At 71.7% G+C, this 15741-nt stretch carries 13 protein-coding genes and 2 pseudogenes; 5 read left to right on the top strand and 10 right to left on the bottom strand.

The window, feature by feature from the left end:
* Positions 1-264 precede the first annotated feature (264 nt).
* Complete coding sequence (locus IG90_RS0108560; RefSeq protein WP_030579973.1) at positions 265-1458, top strand: winged helix DNA-binding domain-containing protein; 1194 nt, start codon at positions 265-267, stop codon at positions 1456-1458.
* A gap of 187 nt (positions 1459-1645) precedes the next feature.
* Here IG90_RS0108560 and IG90_RS0108555 read toward each other — a convergent pair whose 3' ends face one another.
* The 3 genes from IG90_RS0108555 to IG90_RS0108545 form a co-directional block, all read right to left on the bottom strand.
* Complete coding sequence (locus IG90_RS0108555) at positions 1646-2092, bottom strand: hypothetical protein (protein WP_030579970.1); 447 nt, start codon at positions 2090-2092, stop codon at positions 1646-1648.
* Positions 2093-2229: 137 nt separating this feature from the next.
* Positions 2230-3054: a class I SAM-dependent methyltransferase gene (locus tag IG90_RS0108550; RefSeq protein ID WP_030579967.1), complete on the bottom strand. Its 825-nt coding sequence runs from the start codon at positions 3052-3054 to the stop codon at positions 2230-2232.
* A gap of 101 nt (positions 3055-3155) precedes the next feature.
* Positions 3156-4055 carry a prepilin peptidase gene (locus IG90_RS0108545; protein ID WP_030579963.1) on the bottom strand — a complete coding sequence of 300 codons (900 nt, stop codon included), beginning with the start codon at positions 4053-4055 and terminating at the stop codon, positions 3156-3158.
* Between the two features lie 125 nt (positions 4056-4180).
* Here IG90_RS0108545 and IG90_RS0108540 point away from each other — a divergent pair, with 125 nt between their 5' ends.
* The gene (locus tag IG90_RS0108540) at positions 4181-4681 is read left to right on the top strand and encodes a DUF192 domain-containing protein (RefSeq protein ID WP_233435974.1); all 501 of its coding nucleotides are present in this window, start codon (positions 4181-4183) and stop codon (positions 4679-4681) included.
* A 30-nt stretch (positions 4682-4711) separates the two neighbouring features.
* Here the strand turns inward: IG90_RS0108540 and IG90_RS0108535 are convergent, their stop codons facing one another.
* Positions 4712-5911: a glycosyltransferase family protein gene (locus IG90_RS0108535; RefSeq protein WP_030579958.1), complete on the bottom strand. Its 1200-nt coding sequence runs from the start codon at positions 5909-5911 to the stop codon at positions 4712-4714.
* Between the two features lie 76 nt (positions 5912-5987).
* Positions 5988-6581 (bottom strand): hypothetical protein, encoded by a 594-nt coding sequence (locus IG90_RS0108530; RefSeq protein ID WP_030579957.1) that lies wholly within the window; start codon positions 6579-6581, stop codon positions 5988-5990.
* A gap of 301 nt (positions 6582-6882) precedes the next feature.
* On the opposite strand from IG90_RS0108530, the gene IG90_RS0108525 reads away from it, so the two are divergent.
* From IG90_RS0108525 to IG90_RS0108515, 3 genes are all read left to right on the top strand, one after another.
* Positions 6883-8904 (top strand): hypothetical protein, encoded by a 2022-nt coding sequence (locus tag IG90_RS0108525; protein ID WP_030579955.1) that lies wholly within the window; start codon positions 6883-6885, stop codon positions 8902-8904.
* A 93-nt stretch (positions 8905-8997) separates the two neighbouring features.
* On the top strand, positions 8998-9585 hold the full coding sequence (locus IG90_RS0108520; RefSeq protein WP_030579953.1) for a hypothetical protein: 588 nt from the start codon (positions 8998-9000) through the stop codon (positions 9583-9585).
* Between the two features lie 74 nt (positions 9586-9659).
* Positions 9660-10349, top strand: a complete 690-nt coding sequence (locus IG90_RS0108515; RefSeq protein WP_030579950.1) for a haloacid dehalogenase type II — start codon at positions 9660-9662, stop codon at positions 10347-10349.
* 178 nt (positions 10350-10527) lie between these two features.
* Here IG90_RS0108515 and IG90_RS0108510 read toward each other — a convergent pair whose 3' ends face one another.
* The 5 genes and pseudogenes from IG90_RS0108510 to IG90_RS0108495 all read right to left on the bottom strand — a co-directional run.
* The gene (locus IG90_RS0108510; RefSeq protein ID WP_030579949.1) at positions 10528-12078 is read right to left on the bottom strand and encodes a hypothetical protein; all 1551 of its coding nucleotides are present in this window, start codon (positions 12076-12078) and stop codon (positions 10528-10530) included.
* A 529-nt stretch (positions 12079-12607) separates the two neighbouring features.
* A pseudogene (locus IG90_RS0108505) lies at positions 12608-12910 on the bottom strand (SMI1/KNR4 family protein); the annotation flags it as partial.
* A 397-nt stretch (positions 12911-13307) separates the two neighbouring features.
* Positions 13308-14288: a hypothetical protein gene (locus IG90_RS44245; protein WP_157846310.1), complete on the bottom strand. Its 981-nt coding sequence runs from the start codon at positions 14286-14288 to the stop codon at positions 13308-13310.
* Positions 14285-14947: a hypothetical protein gene (locus IG90_RS44720; protein WP_167344988.1), complete on the bottom strand. Its 663-nt coding sequence runs from the start codon at positions 14945-14947 to the stop codon at positions 14285-14287. Before IG90_RS44720 ends, IG90_RS44245 begins: the two co-directional genes overlap by 4 nt.
* A 226-nt stretch (positions 14948-15173) precedes the next feature.
* Positions 15174-15741 (bottom strand): annotated as a pseudogene (locus IG90_RS0108495) (hypothetical protein); the annotation flags it as partial.

The raw sequence follows: 15741 nt of genomic DNA, 5'->3' as shown, positions 1-15741 counted from the left end.
GGGATACGGACCGGCCCGAGGGGGGGTTTCCACCATAACCCTTCGTAAGTGCTGTCGCGTGCCGCGCCACTCCACCATTACTCTCCGGATGCGCCGGACTGCGTTCCGGGCAGGGCGGACGCCCGAGGGACGCCCGGTATCGACCCTTGTATCGGCCCCGATATCGGCCCCCGTATCGAGGGGTCGTCGGGCGCCGTCGCCTTGACGCCGCCGCGGTGCGGTAGAGGACGGAACCTGACCGTTGAGGGCTCTAGGTTTCGAGGCATGACGACACGTTCCCGTGCGACCTCGGCCTCGACCGCGACAGTGACCTGGGCCGGGGCGAACGCCCGACGGCTGGCCCGCCAGCGTCTCCACCCGGACGCCGCCGGCACCGCGTCGCCCTTCACCTCGCCCGGCGGAGCGGTGGCCGCGATGCTCGGCGCGCACGCCCAGGTGCTGTCGGCGGCCGAGCTGTCCGTGGGGCTGCGCGGGGACGGGCTGACCCGCACGGACGTCGTGACGGCCCTGTGGACCGACCGGACCCTGGTCAAGACGTTCGGGCCGCGCGGCACGGTCCACCTGCTGCCCGCGGCGGACCTGCCCCTGTGGACCGGGGCCCTGTCCGCCGTACCGGCCGGCACGTACCCGTTCTCCAAGGACGCCCGGATGACCCCGGAGCAGGTGGAGGAGGTCGTCGCGGCCATCGCGGCGGCGCTGACCGGGGCGGAGCTCACGATCGACGAGCTCTCCGAGGAGGTCGTCGCACGGACCGGGCCGTGGGCCGGGGACCTGGTGATGCCGGGGTTCCAGGGGATGTGGCCGCGCTGGCGGCAGGTCCTGCACCTGGCGGGCCACCGGGGCGCCCTCGCCTACGCCCCGAACCGGGGCCGGAAGGCGACGTACACCAACCCCGCGTGTACCCCGCTGCCCGGCCCCGGGGCACTGCCGGCCCTGATCGAGCGGTACCTGTACGCGTACGGGCCGGCCACCCCCGCGCACTTCGCCCGGTGGCTCGCCGCGCCGAGGCCCTGGGTGGCCGAGCGGTTCGCCGCGCTGGCCGCGTCGGGGGCGATCGAGAAGGTGACGTTCGCGGATGAGGGGACGGCGTGGGTGGTGGCGGGCGACACGGTCTTCCCGGACGAGCCGGTGCGGGGCGTGCGCCTGCTCCCGTACTTCGACGCGTTCACCATCGCCTCCCAGCCCCGCGAGAAGCTGTTCCCGGGGGCGGCGTACGAGCGGGCCCTCGCGGGCGGTCAGGCGGGGAACTTCCCGGTGCTGCTGGTGGACGGCACGGTGGCCGGTGTCTGGCACCAGCGCCGCTCGGGCCGCCGGATCGCGGTGACGGTGGAACCGCTGGAGCCCCTGCCCGCGGCCGGGCTGCGGGCCCTGGAGGAGCAGGTGGAGCGGGTCGCCGCGGTCATGGAGGGGACGGCGGAACTGACGGTCGGCCCGGTGACGGTGGGACCGCACGCGTAGGGCGGGGTGTGCGGGTGGAGCGGGCTTGCGCGTACGGGCCGGGGGGCGGGCGTACGGGCCGGAGGGCGGGCGTACGGGCCGGGGCTTGCGCGTACGGCCGGGGGCTGGGCGTACGGCTGGGAGGGTCGGGCGTACGGCTGGGGGTCGGGCGTACGGGCCGGGCGTAGGTCGTGGTGGGGCGTGCGGGTCAGGAGCGGGGGTCGAATCGGACCGTCACCGTGTCCCCGGCGACCACCACGAAGTCCCCTTCCTCGCACCGGATGACGGCCTGGAGCACCTCCCCGCCGGCGTCCCTGAGCTCCTGGGTGCCCACGACCGTCCACGCTCCCCCGTACGGCACCGGCGGCAGGAGGGCGGGCGGGGCGTGCTGCCACCGGGTCGCCGGTACGCACCAGTCGGGCAGCCGGGGCCAGGTGCCCGGGGTGACGCGCAGCGTCCGGTCGGAGGCACAGGTCAGCAGGACGGACTGGTCCCCCGCGAGGACGAACTCGACGGCCTCCGGCTCGCCCGCCCGGCCCTCGGGCCGGTAGTAGACCCCGAGTACGGCGGTGATCCTGGCACCCGTGAGCCAGTCGGCGTTGCCGTGCCGCGCGCGCCTGGCCGGCCCCGCACAGTCTTCCCTCTCCACGGTCATGACGGCTCCCACTCCTTCACTGTGCGTGCCTCACGACGAGTAGGACGGCCGCCCGCCCGATCCCGTTGCCTCCGGGACGATGCTGAACTGGCGTACGGGATAGGCGGGTTGACCGGTGCGACGGGATCCGGCCACCGTCATCGGGGCTTTCGGGCCTCGACGAGGAAGCGGGCGGTGCGGGCGGGGAACGGCCCTTCCGTCTCGATCCGCCGGTGCAGCGCGGCCAGTTGGGGAAGGTACTGCTCGACGGTGAATCCGGGCACCATCCAGATCACCTTGCGCAGGAAGTAGACCACCGCGCCGATGTCGTGGAACTCCGTGCGCAGGGTCTCGGAGCGCAGATCCACCACGTCGAGACCGGCCGCCGTCGCGGCGGCCCGCGCGTCCTCGGGGTGCCGGCCGCGGCGGACCTCGGGCGGCTGGGGGCCGAGGAAGTACTCGACGATTTCGAAGACGCTGGCGGGGCCGACCTGCTGGGAGAAGTACGTGCCGCCGGGGGTCAGGACGCGCGCGATCTCCTCCCACCACGTGGTGACCGGATGGCGGCTGACCACGAGGTCGAATGCGGCGTCCCCGAAGGGCAGTGGCGGTTCGTCCTCGTCGGCGACGACGACCGCCCCGAGCGGGTGCAGCAGGGCGGTGGCGCGGGCGATGTTCGGCGGCCAGGCCTCCGTGGCCACGGTGACCGGCGGAAGCTTCGGCGCGGATGCCAGCACCTCGCCGCCGCCGGTCTGGAGGTCGAGCGCGGCACGGGCCCGGCCGAGCCGGTCGGCCATCGCGCTGGCGTACCCCCAGGAGGGGCGCTCCTCGGTGGCCCGGCCGTCGAGCCAGGAGAAGTCCCATCCGTCCACGGAGACGGCGTCGGCCTCGGCGACGAGAGCCTCGAACCGGTCGCGGGAGGCCGAGGAGGCGAAGGCGTCGGAGGGGAGGGCGAAGGGGGCGGGAGAGGAAGGTCCGGACATGCGGGAATCGTGTCAGGCGGGCCCGGGGGACGCGAACGGATTCCGGTGGGACTCCGGGCGGGTACGGGGCGCGCGGGAGGCCGCGCGCGGGTCCCGCGTCCTCACACGGCCAGGGCCCCCAGCAGCAGGCCGGCCAGCGCTCCGGCGATCATGAACGGGCCGAACGGAATGCCGGTCCTGCGCCCCGCCCGGCGCAGCAGCACCAGGGAGAGTCCGTACGCCGCCCCGAACAGGAACCCGGCGAACCCGCCCAGGAACAGCACCGCCCAGCCGTACCAGCCGAGGGCGACGCCCAGGGCGAGGGCGAGTTTCACATCGCCGAAGCCCATGCCGTTCGGGTTGATCAGGAAGAGCAGGAAGTAGAAGCCGCCGAGGGCCAGACCGCCCAGCAGGCCGGAGGTCCAGGATCCGGCGTGCCCGGGAAGCAGAGCGGCACCGCCGAGCAGCAGGACGGCCGCGCCCGCAAGGGGCAGGGTCAGCGGGTCGGGCAGCCGGTGGACCCGCCGGTCGACGACGGCGAGGAGCACAGCGACGGGGGCCAGCGCCAGCCACCCGATGAGCTCGGGCCTGGCCCCGGTGGCGGCGGCGAGCACGACACAGGCGACCACGGTGACCAGGGGGGCGAGGACACCCGGGGCGTAGGCGGACGGGCCGGAGGCGGAAGTTCCGGGGTCGGGAGTTCCGATGGCGGGCGGGCGGTGGTCGGGTGTCCCGGAGGCGGACGGGCTGGAGGCGGAGGTTCCGGGGGCGGCGTCAACCCCGGAGGCGGAGGTTCCGGGGGCGGTGTCGACCCCGGAGGCGGAGGTTCCGGGGGCGGCGCAGGGCGCGCACCGGGCCGGGCCGAGCCAGCCGCGGCCCGGGCCGGTGAGCGGGTGGCCCGCGGGGCACGCCGTACGCCAGGGCTCCTCCGGCTCGACGGCGAACCGGTAGGCGGCGCGTGGGATCAGCAGTCCGGTGACGGCACCCCAGACCGCGGCGAGGGCGAGCAGCGCGGCGTCCACGGGACGACCCTAATGGGCCGCGGGAGCAGGGGGCTTGGGTCCGGGGGCCCAGGAATGGCCGTTCGGGGCCCAGGCGTCGGCGTTCGGGAACCACGGACGCCCGGCCGGGGCTACGGTCGGTGCCCATGAGGACATGGCGCGATGGCGACGGGACGCTCACGGTCGGCACGGACTCCGGGGCCGCGGAAGGGGCCGGGATCGGGGCCGGGGTCCGGGAGGTGCCGCTGCGGATCGCGGCCTCGTACCGGGCGCGTACCCGGGGGCTGCTCGGGCGGGACGGGATCGAGGGGGCGCTGATGCTCACCCCGTGCGGGAGTGTGCACACCTTCCGGATGCGGTTCGCCATCGATGTGGCGTACCTGGACCGGAAGTTCAGGGTCCTGGCGGTTCGCACGATGAAGCCCGGCCGCCTCGGGCTGCCCCGATTGCGGGCCCGGCACGTGGTCGAGGCGGAGGCCGGAGCGATGGGGCGGTGGGGGGTGCGGCCGGGCGTACGGGTGGAGCTGCGGGCGACGGCCTCCACGGCTGAGGCGTCGGGGGCTCCGGGGGCTCCCGGGGCCCCCGGCGGTCCCGGGGCCCCCGAGGCTTCCGGCACTTCCGGGGCTTCCGGCGCCCCCGGGGCTTAGCGCGCGCCCGCGACCAAACGTGGCGCGGCCCTACGGCGGGCCCGCGCCGAGGAGGGTCCAGGCCCCGTAACCGGCGGACGCGCAGGCGAGGACGGCGAGCACGGCGGCCGTGCGCCCCGTGGTGCGCAGCCGCAGCAGGGCCACGGCGGGCGGGAGCAGCAGCGGGAACGCGGGCATCATCAGGCGCGGCCGGGAGCCGAAGTATCCGGCGCCGATCAGCGAGATGACGACGATCGTGATGGCGTAGACGAGGACGGGGAGCGGCTGCCGCTGCCGTACGCAGAGGACCACCAGCCACCCGAGCAGCCCGAGCGCCGCGCACAGGCCGAGGGCGGCGGGCCACGGGAGGCCGGCGATGAAGGCGCCGAGCGCGCGACCGCCGTCGATGTCGTTGCCCCACTGCGCCTGGACGTCGAAGTAGGCGAACGGGCTGCCTTCGCGTACCGCCACGAACACCACGTACGCCAGCCAGCCCAGCGGTGCGAGTGCCACGCCCGCGATCATCCGGACGTTGCGGCGGAGGACCGGACCGATGCGGTCGCCGGCGCGGTACTCCCGTACGAGGGTGACGGCGGCGGTGACCGCCAGGGCCGCGATGAGCGCCGCCGCCGTGGGCCGGGTGAGCCCCGCCAGGACGGACAACGCGCCCGCGACGATCCAGCGGCCCTTGAGGACGGCGTACAGCGCCCAGGCGGCGAGCGCGGTGAACAGGGTCTCGGTGTAGGCCATCGACTGGACGAACGCCGTCGGGTGGACACCCCAGAGCGCGGCCAGCACCACGCCCGTACGCCGAGCGTGCAGATGGGCGCCGACCGCGTAGATGCCCCAGGCGGCGAGCAGCCCGGCCGTCCAGGCGACCAGGAGGCCGGCGCCGCCGAGGGTGAGCGGGGTCACGGCGGAGATGGCGCGTTCCAGAGCCGGGAGGAGAGGGAAGAACGCCAGGTCGGAGTGGACGGAGCCGTCCGGGAGGGTGACGGTGTAGCGGTAGCCGTTCTCGGCGATGCGCTGGTACCAGACGGAGTCCCAGCGTCCGCTGAGCGGCCCCAGGGGGTCTTTCCCGGCGGCCGCCGCGGCTGCCCAGAAGCCCAGGAGCCCCAGGGCCCGCACGGCGGCGTAGACCGCGAGCGCGGGCACGGCGGCCCGGAACGCGGCGGCGGCACGGGACCCTGGATCGCGGGGGCCCGGGGCCGGACCGGCGGCCGTCCGGGTGCGGAGCTGGTGATCGGACATACGGCCGATTATGACGTCGGCGGTGGGCTCTCCCCGCCACGGGCAGCCGGGGCCCGTCCCGGCCGGGTGGCTCGGCTCAGACGCCGAGCACCTCGTTCCCGAAGACCTTCCACGGCGACATCTCCACCGCGTCCATGACCGCCAACTGCGGGTGCCGGGCCGCCGTCTCGTCCCGTACGGCGACGGTGTCCGGCCAGGCGTCGAGGTGCGCCGCGCCCTCGATGACGACGCCGTCCCAGTCGGTGGCGGCCGTCGCACCGCCCCGGTCGACGACGAAGCCGATGCACAGCACGGAGGCCCGTCCCACGGTCCGCCGGATGGCGCTCACCGCGCGCTCCCGCTCCGGCTCGGGCAGCTCCCCGACGGAGAACTCGACGGCGACGACACCGGTCCGGGCCCGCCGGATGCGCACCAGGAGGTCGAGGCCATCGTCGGTCCACAACCGGAATCCGACCTCGTGCAGCCGCTGGAGGCCGGCGATGGACAGCAACTGCTCGCGGGTGACCGGAGAACGGGCCCCCAGGGAGGGGGAGTCGAGGCTGACGAGCACCACGCGGCCGGTCACCGGGTGCGCCGGGCGGAGCCCTTCGGCCTCCAGGTCGCCCAGCAGCGTCCGGGCGTCCAGCCGGGTCCAGCCCAGGTGGTACGAGTAGAAGAATCCGGCACCCATCGACGCCCACCCCCATCGCTCCGCATCGCACCGGCGTCGTGGTCGGCGACCCCCGGCACCTCCGAGCGTACTGAGCGGCGGCCCCGGCCGCGTGGGCCCACGGGCCCACGGGCGGCCCCAAGCGGAACGGCGCCGCACCCCCGGCGACATAACCCCGCGTCCGCACTCCGGCGCCGTAACACAACTCCCCCATCCGGCACTTGGGCCCGGCTTTGGGGCCGGGGGCCCGGGTGGGGGCAGCTTTTCGGCCGTACGCTCTCAGCCGTCGGGCAGCATGCGCGGGGTCGAGGAGAGGTGCGCCGTGAGCGGTGGCGGGGGCTGGGGAGACCGGAGCGCGGGGCACACACCGCCGGGGCGCCACGGCATCGCGGGGTCGGGCGCCCCACGCCACGGCCGACAGGGCGGCCGGTTCTTCGCGTTGACCCGCAGTTGGGTGACGGGCGCGCTCGTCTACCTCGCCGCCGGATTCGTCACGAGCCGCGTCCTGGTCGAACTGCTGGGCACCGAGGCACGGCTGGAGTCCTTCGGCTGGCGACTGGCGCTGTTCCACCTGCCTGCTCTCCTGGTGACGCTCCTGACCGTCCTGGCCGCCGCCCGGATCCTCCCCGACGAGCACCGCGAGTCCTCCCGCACCCTGTACCTGCTCGCCGCCCTGGCCGTACCGCTGGCCGGCCTGCTGTACGGCTTCGCCGTCGCCGGGGACGTCGTCGGCATCGAGGGCGTCCTCATGCCGGCCGTCTCGCTGGCGGCCGGCGCGGCGTCGGGGGTGGCGGTCGACCGGCTGCTGGAGGAGCGCGCCACCCGGTCCCCGGCCCCGCCGCAGTACTCGTACAACTGGCGCGACGGCGGCGCGACGGCGACGGAGTACCTGGGCCTCGTCGTGCTGGTCACCATGCTGATCGGCGCGATGGCGATGGCCGGGGTCGGCGGGAAGATCGGGGAGCGGCTGCGGTGCGCGATCAGCTCCCTGGCCGGTGGCGGCGGCTCGTGCTCGACCGGCGGCCCGGATCCCGAGGCGCAGCCGAAGACGGACGCCGACTACGAGCCCAAGATGTGCCAGGTCTCCAGCATCTCGGACACGGCGGGCGGCAAGGTCAAGATCGGCTGGTTCGAGTGGGGCGAGGAGTACGGCTTCCAGCAGAAGGTCTCCCAGGCGAGCACCGATGTGAACGGCGACGGCAAGGTCGACGGCAACGACAAGGTCGTCTCCATGACGTTCACCGACGCCGCGTCCGCCGGGGCCACCGCCAGCACCCCGGGCGCCAAGCTCGGGAGCCTCGGCAAGGCGGACGTCGACATCGGCGGCGGGATCAAGATCACCAACGGTGACACCTGGATCTTCTCCAGCGAGGAGGAGGCGGAGAAGATGCGGGACGACATCGAGGAAATGAAGATGTGGGAGACCTCCACCAAGCACAGCGGCGGCTACGGCGGTGGCTGGTACTCCGCGATGAAGTGGGCGGAGAAGAAGGAGGACATCGAGAGGAAGATCGGCGACAAGAAGATCTCCTACTCGACCGTCGGCCTCAACGCCTACGCGGACGGTGGCCTTTCCGTCAAAGGCGGCGACGAGGACGAACTCGGCGCCAGACTGGGCGGCAAGGCGAAGTTCTCGCCCGAGGTGACGATCACCAAGGACGACGTAAACGGCAACGAGTCGTACACGTACACCGCCAAGCTCGAACTGGAGGGCAAGGCCGGCGGGAACGTGGGCCCGGTCAAGGGGACCGTGGGCGGCAAGCAGAACCGTACGGGCGCCATCACCGTCACCCGCGACCAGAAGACCGGCAAAATCGTCCGCATCGACATGACGCAGACGGTGGAGAGCGGCTCGACGTCCGGCAAGGTCGAGGTCGGCGGCGACAACGGCGAGAGCGGCCAGGACAAGCGCGGCGGCAAGGGCAGCGTCTCCGACTCCTCGGGCGACACCGGCATCGACGTGGTCACGAACTCGATCGTCTTCGGCAAGGACACGGACGCGGCCACCGAGGCGAACCGTGCCGTCGCCGAGCAGTGGCTGGGCGGCTCGGGCAACAACACCGCCCCGTTCGAGTACCTCTTCGGCGACCACGGCATGGAGACCCGCCCGGAGGGCAACGACCCGTTCCAGCAGCTGATGTTCGAGGACGGGTTGTCCAGCAGCATGCGGTACACCGGCGAGAGCGACGCCCAGGAGTTCGGCTTCGAGATCTCCCTCGGCATGAGCCTCGGATTCTCGCTCGGCACGGAGGAGAAGAAGGAGACGCTGGCGGACGCGCGGTTCCTCGGGGCCCCACAGGGCGACCTGCGCACGTATCTTCCGTACAGCTACTGCGCGAACTGACGAGGCGGAGACACGGGGAGCGGGGAGACGGTGACACGGGCGATGAGTGCCGGGACAGACAGGACTCCGGGGCCGGGGCGGATCCGGGGGCGCATGAGGGCCACCACGGCGGCCGTCATGGGCATGGCCGTCATGGGAGCGGCCCTCCTGCTGACCGGGTGCGGCGGCGACCAGGGCACGGCGTCCGTGCCCGAGGGCTGGGGCACGCTGGACACGAAGAGCCTGGGCGTCGGCTACCCGAAGAACCAGGGGTACGCGGAACAGCCGGCGGGCGAGCGGGCCGAGGCCAACGCGGCCGTCGCGCTCAAGGTGGAGGACGGCATCCGCACCGGTATGGTCTCGGTCCAGCTGGACTTCGCGACGGGGGTGGACGACGCGGCCGGCGCGGCGGCAGCGGCGGGCGCGGGCATCGGCCTGGGTTCCACCCGCAAGGCCACGGAGGACGTACGCCTCGCGGGCCCGGACAGCGCGGGTGAGGCCCGCGAAGCCCGCCGGATCGACTACGACTTCACGGCGGACGGCCAGGAGGACACCCCGAACGCGGGGACGCCGATGACCGGGGTCCTGGTCGCGGGCGTGGACTCGAAGGGCGTTCCGTTCGTGGTGCGTCTGAACGCGGTGAAGGACGCCGTCGACGCGAAGGACTTGGACGCGTTCGTGGGGTCGATCACGGTGAAATAGGGCATCGGAAGCTGACGTCGCGGCGTTGTTCCCTCTGTTTCCCTTCCCCCGCCGTCCTCCAGGAGACCGCCGCCATGGCAGAGCCGAAATACGACGCCCTCGTGTTCGACGTGCTCGGCACACTCGTCGACGAACCCGCCGGGCTCCGCGCCGGCATCCGCGCCCTCGACCCGTCCCTGGACGGTCCCGGGACCGAACGGCTTCTGCTGCTGTGGCAGCGGCACATCGAGCGGGAACAGCGTCGCGTCCTCGACGGCGACCGGCCGTACCTCCCCAGCGACGTCCTCGACCGGGAGGCCGCGGGGGTCGTCGCGGAGGCCGCCGGGGTCGGGGATCCGGCCGTGGTGGAGGAGCTGGCCCGGTCGGCCCGCCGCCTCCCGCCGTGGCCCGACACCGTGGCCGGGCTCGCCCGGCTCGCCGGACACTTCCCGCTGATCGGCCTCTCCAACGCGAGCCGGACGGCGCTGCTGGAACTGAACGCCCACGCCGGACTGCGCTGGCACCAGGCCCTGTCCGCCGAGGACGCCCGCACCTACAAGCCGGACCCGGCGGTCTACCGACTGGCCGTCACCGTCGCCGGGCGTCCGCCGGAGCGCCTGCTGATGATCGCCGCCCATGCCTGGGACCTGCGCGGTGCGCAGGCACTGGGCCTGCGCACCGCCTATGTGGCCCGCCCGGTCGGCGACCCGCCCACGGCCTCGGACCGGTTCGACCTGTACGCGGAGGACCTGGCGGACCTGGCGGGGCGACTGGGGGTGTCGTAGGACCTTTCCCGGGGGCTCCAGACACCCGACGCGGCGGGATGACCGTCTCTGATGTCATGCCCGGATGATTTCCGGGCCTCCGGGCCTCCGGGCCTCCGGGCCTCCGTGGGTCCTGGCGACGCCGGCAGGCCCCGGCTCGAGATCCGGCGCGGCGCGGGCCTCGGCCGCGCACTGCTTCTCAGGTCAGCGGGCAGCTGAGAGGGAGGACGCGTTCGGTCAGCCGGCCGGTGAGGAGGTCGTCGGTGACGGCCGCCTCGGTCAGCCAGTCCGCCGCGGTCAGCCGGTCCACGAGCTCCGGGAGGTCGCCGGGCCCGATGGCGCACCAGGAGGCGAGGGCTTCCAGGCCGATGCCCCGGCCCTGGGGGCCCAGTTGTCCGTGGGCGTCGGCCCCGGTGACCAGGGCCAGGGCGAGCAGCCGCACGTCGGCCGCGGTCTTGGCCTTGCGGAGCTTCTTCTCCCCGACGACTCTCTGCGCCCATCCGCTGAGCTTGGGGCGCATCTTCCTGCCGAACGTGAACGGGCCCGGGTCGCTCTCGTCGGGTGTCAGGGACGGCACGCTGATCCGGGTGGGGTTCTCCGGGCGGGAGGCGATCAGTTCGTCGACGGTCCCGGCGATACCCAGCCAACCGCACTCCACCAGCTGCCCCACCAGCTGCTCGGGCTCCCGCAGGGGCAGCCCTTTGAGGTCCTGCCCGACGAGGTTGCCGACGCCGGACTGCGCGACGCGCAGCGTCAGCATCACCACCAGCAGGCGGGCGTCCGGGCCCGGCAGGGGAGCATGGTCGGCCACGTGGGTGAGGACGGCCCGCGCGTGATCCCACTGCGCGGGCGCGGTCAACAGCCTTGCCACAGCGGGCCCGTGACCGTCCGGAGCCTCGCCGATGCGATGCAGATGCTGGCGCCGGACGGTGGCGGCGGCCTGTTCGGCTCGCTGGGCGTCGAGGCGCAGTCCTGTGTCAGCGGTGACTTCGGCCCAGGCGGAGAAGGCCTTCGCCTTGCGGGCGTGGAGGTCGGCGAGCACCTCGAGGTCGGGTTCGGCGCGTTGCTGGTAGGCGCGGAAGAGCTCACCGAGTTCGGTGAGTTCGTCCCGCAGCGCGATGGGCCGCAGGTCGTGCGGGACGAAGCGCTGCGCGATCCTCCCTCGCCGGGCGCGCTGCCGCGTCGGCCTCGCGGGCCGGCGAACCGGCACCTGCTGCGGGACGGCGGCCCCGGGGGCGCTGTGCGAGAAGTGCGGGCCGACGGCCGACACGGTCGACGCGGGGGCGGCGGCGGCCCTGAAGCCCCCGGCCGGATCCGGCCGGGCGGGGACCGGGGCGGTGGCGACGACCTTCGCGGTGGGGTGGGCGGCCGCACAGCGCGAGCAGCACTCCATGACCCGCCACCAGCGCCCTTCCCGGTCCGTGACGACGGCCAGGACGACCGCGCCCCCGCACCGCCAGGGCGCGGGACGCTCACGCGGACCGGCGGGGCGGATGTGGGTGTGGCACTCCTCGGCCCGGCAGGCGCAGTACACCGAGGGACGGGGGGCCGGACCCGCGCGCAGGTGGGCCTTGAGATGCTCGACCGCCGCCGTGCGGCCGACGGCCGCGGAGGGCAGCGCCTGCGCGGCGCAGGCCGGGCGGCTGCACGACACGCGTACGTCCGCACGGCCGCGCCCGACGGGATCGAGCCGCACCGTCCACGTGCGCCCCGTCACCCGCTCGTTCGTCGCGTGGGCCTCCACACCCATCACACCCTCCTCGACGCCTGTCCGTATGTGCACCCCGGCACCCCACCTGACGCATGTGTCCGCGGCGCGCGTCGCGTCACAGTCTGCTACGCCACCCAGTCCGTATTCCGGCCCACAACACAAACGACGGTCCGCCGTTCGGGTGACGGGCCCGGAGAGCATGTGGCCGGTTTCTTGCCATGGCTGGGCCGCCAGGTGGGCCACTACAGGTGGAAGGCTCCCTGGCGAACCGGCCGAGGACGTCGACCCCGCGGAGAGAAGCTTCGACGAAGTTCGCACCGTACGATCCGGTCGACCCTCCGACGCGACCGCACGCGACGGGGCCTGATCGTCCGATACTCCGGCTGCAGATCGTGATCTTCATGTCCGGGACGCGGCTTGTCGTCGGTCATGGCTGGTGCAGGACCGGGTGCGAGCCCTTTCTGATCAACGGTCGCCGCACCCGTTGCCGCACCGGCCCTCAGTGTGGCTGAGGGCCTACTCAGCCCGTTTGGCCAACCGCAACGCTCAACAGCACAGGCCGACGGGCCTACAGGGCCGACAGGGCTGTGCGTTCGGCCTTCTCCAGCCAGTCGGTGTACCAGCGGGCGAACGTCACCGGCGCAGAGTCGTCGTCGAGCAGCGGGGCGAGGTCTACGTCGTCCACCCGGCAGTCGGACCAAATCGTGCCGCGGTTGCTGCCGCTGATGATCAGCCATTCTCTCTGGGCGCAGCCCAGGTGGGAGATCACGATGGCGCCGACGGTGCGCTCCGGGGCGAACATGACGGCCTCCCACCGCTCGTCCCAGGCCTCGGTGGCGTCGTCGAAGTCCTCGATGTCGTCGAAGTCCTCCCGCACCACCGGGCGACGATTTGGGTGCATCGTCAGGGCTGCCCGCATCGGAGCCACCCGGGGCACCGTGGCCCCCGCTGTCACCCTGGTGGGTGGTTCCCGGGTGGTTCCTCCGTCCGACGCATTGGTGCCGGTGCCCCCGTGCATGTCCCGGCCGCCTGTGCCGGTCGGGCCGTCCCCGTCCAGGCTGTTCGCCGGGGCGTGGCCGCCGTGGCCGCCTCGTGGGCCACCACCCGGCGTGCCGTTGTCCGCGCTGTTGGTCGGCAGGTGGTTCGCGGTTCCGCCCCGTGACCTGTTGAGGTTCGAGGCGTCGTCGCCCGTCCGGCCGAGAGGCCCTGTCTCGTCCCCACGTACCCTGACCAGTGAGTTTCACCTGCCAGCCCAGGATGAAAGAGACTCACGCACTGGCCATTCCGCGCAGAACCCAGAAATCAGCGACGGTGGTCGGCGACCCATTTGGGATATGTCCTGCTGTCCTGTCATCCGGAGAATTTCTGAAGCTCTCCAGGGCTGCAGAAGGTGTCAAGCCTCGCTCGAAAGTTTCCTGCAGTCTTTTCAGCCACACCAGACCGGCATGGTACCCGGCGAGATCAGCCTCGTCACGGGGCTCGAAGCTCGCTGCCGTATCGGCATCCGATGCCCACAAATAGCCCAGAATCTGACCCTCGCCGTGTACGGGAAGGTAGGAGACCTGGCCAGAAGTCTCGCGTCGATATGTTGACTGGAACGGTGGTGTTTGGCTGAACACGCTGTTTCGCTGGGGGATCTCGAATCGGATCCAGACGTCGGAGGCGGAGCCATCTTCGTCGAAGTGGTTCTCAACCCCTTCCTCGGTGGAGATGCCGAGCCGGGTTGGATCCTCGGGTTCCACTTCTGTTTCCAGCGCAGTGGAAATATCTTTCAGAAGTTTCTCAAGTCGCGGTCGGTTCAATCGACACAAGGAAGCATTGTCCTGGCCCTTGAGGTTGTAGCGCATCCATGCATCCGAAAAAGTTGCCAACGCTACGGTGAAATAGCTTTCGGACACGTCTACGAACAGAGTGAATAGCCCCTCTGTCGCGACCGTTCCATTCTTGGTTTCCAAAAGCCCGTCGCACGATGTGGAAATTTCCACCACACCGATGGCTCCCCTTTTTGTGTTCCTCTTGATGCTGTCCGCGAGCGTGCCGGTGAAATGGTGTTGCTGTCGGGTCGGGAAGCTCTTGTTTCCTGGTTCGGTAACCTGCACAGATACTTGACCGCCGTGTGGTGTGCCGAGACGGTGGCGATTGAGAACCTCAAGTGCGACCGAAAACCTGCGGATCGCCTCGCAAACCAGATCGGTGTCGTGTCCGCGTTCGCCCCAGGCCCATTGTGCGATCGGTGTGCTAGAAATCAAGGTCGTCCTCCTGGCATGAAGTTCGCGCCCGGTGGGTACATAAGTGTCCCATCCTCCACGCGCAGCACTACGATCACACCGCGCTCGGAATGAATCCGGCTGAGGTCTCTCTCTATGCCGGATGCCATCATGTCCGCGAGAGTACCCTTTGTGTCAACGACATAGACTTTCACATCCGCTTGGGAATCAGCAAGCTGGCCGATGTTCTGCCACATCTTACTGCCGACCTTCTTCGGATTCGATACCTCTTTGAACTGGTATCCGTAGACTTTGCCATCACGGTCGCGGGCCATGACGTCCATGTCTGTTCTTGGTCCCGTTACAACCCCGGGCCTGATTTCGACGTCCTTCTTGATCTCGAAACTGATATCTGTGATGCCGCTCTCCTGCAGCGTCCTCCCAAGGCGAAGCTGCTCGACACCTCCTGACATTGCGTTCTTCTGGGTGAAGCTGGATACGACCTGTTCGTAATTCGGGAGCCCATTGAACCGGCCTGAGGCGAGCCAGTTGGCTACTTCTCCCCCGGCCGGGTGATCTGCCAGGTTGGTCAGCGCCTTATCCAGATCGCCCGGTTTCACCTTGGAGCCTCGCAGGTTTTCCCGGATCCTCTTTTCGGTCTCTCCTCCGCGTTCGAAAGGCTGTGGTTCGCCGGGGGCCACGGGGCCGTCGCCGTGCCGAGGCCCTGGCAGCTCAGGTCCTTCACTGCTAGGCCTGCCAGGATTGTTGCCCGAGAAGTGATCGATTACTCTATGGCCGCCCCCGTGAGTCCCTTCAGAGGTGCTGTGTCCGTCGAGGTGAGGCGGTCCGGTACCCGCAGCTCGATCGCCGCTGCTGACAGGATGTTCGTGGCCGCCCCCTGGCGATTGGCCGGCACCTTCGCCCGAGTTATTGCCCGTGGCAGGAGTGTGGTCCGCGCTGTTGGTCGGCAGGTTGTTCGCGGTTCCGCCCGGTGACCTGTTGGGGTTCGAGGCGTCGTCGCCCGTACGGCCGAGGTTGTCGCCTGTCCGAGCCGTCCGTCGGGTTCTCGCGTTGGGCGGCCGTGTGGTGCTGTCTGAGGGTGCCGTCTTCGCCGAGGATGTTGCCCTGGCGGTCGAGGTGGATGACGTTGCCGTCCTTGTCGGTGCCCTTGAAGGTGCCTTCGGGCAGGGCGGTGGTGCCCCCGGGCAGTTTGAGGGCGCCTTCCTGGATCGGCAGGGAGCCCGCGGGCGGGATCACGCCTTCGGGGAGGTGGTACACGCCGTCGCCCAGGTCGATGGCTCCGGTGGGGATCTCCGCGCCGTCGGGAAGTTTGACCGAGCCCTTCGGGATTTCGAACGCGCCTTCCGGGACGGCTGCGCCCTCGGGTAGGTGCAGGGTGCCGTCGCCGAGTTTGAACGCACCGTCCGGCAGGGTGACCGCACCCGGTGGCAGTGGCGGGATCTCGACGCGGCCCATGCCCTTCAGACCGGCCATC

This window comes from Streptomyces anulatus (genome assembly GCF_000721175.1).
GTDB lineage: Bacteria > Actinomycetota > Actinomycetes > Streptomycetales > Streptomycetaceae > Streptomyces > Streptomyces anulatus_C.
The sequence above is the reverse complement of the archived record's forward strand: the minus strand, read 5'-3'. Positions and strand labels throughout refer to the sequence as shown.

Excerpts from the sequence above, each read along its gene's own strand:
- IG90_RS0108560 (WP_030579973.1), top strand. The coding sequence starts at position 265 with ATGACGACACGTTCCCGTGCGACCTCGGCCTCGACCGCGACAGTGACC.
- IG90_RS0108555 (WP_030579970.1), bottom strand. The coding sequence starts at position 2,092 with ATGACCGTGGAGAGGGAAGACTGTGCGGGGCCGGCCAGGCGCGCGCGG.
- IG90_RS0108550 (WP_030579967.1), bottom strand. The coding sequence starts at position 3,054 with ATGTCCGGACCTTCCTCTCCCGCCCCCTTCGCCCTCCCCTCCGACGCC.
- IG90_RS0108540 (WP_233435974.1), top strand. The coding sequence starts at position 4,181 with ATGAGGACATGGCGCGATGGCGACGGGACGCTCACGGTCGGCACGGAC.
- IG90_RS0108535 (WP_030579958.1), bottom strand. The coding sequence starts at position 5,911 with ATGTCCGATCACCAGCTCCGCACCCGGACGGCCGCCGGTCCGGCCCCG.
- IG90_RS0108530 (WP_030579957.1), bottom strand. The coding sequence starts at position 6,581 with ATGGGTGCCGGATTCTTCTACTCGTACCACCTGGGCTGGACCCGGCTG.
- IG90_RS0108520 (WP_030579953.1), top strand. The coding sequence starts at position 8,998 with ATGAGGGCCACCACGGCGGCCGTCATGGGCATGGCCGTCATGGGAGCG.
- IG90_RS0108515 (WP_030579950.1), top strand. The coding sequence starts at position 9,660 with ATGGCAGAGCCGAAATACGACGCCCTCGTGTTCGACGTGCTCGGCACA.
- IG90_RS0108510 (WP_030579949.1), bottom strand. The coding sequence starts at position 12,078 with ATGGGTGTGGAGGCCCACGCGACGAACGAGCGGGTGACGGGGCGCACG.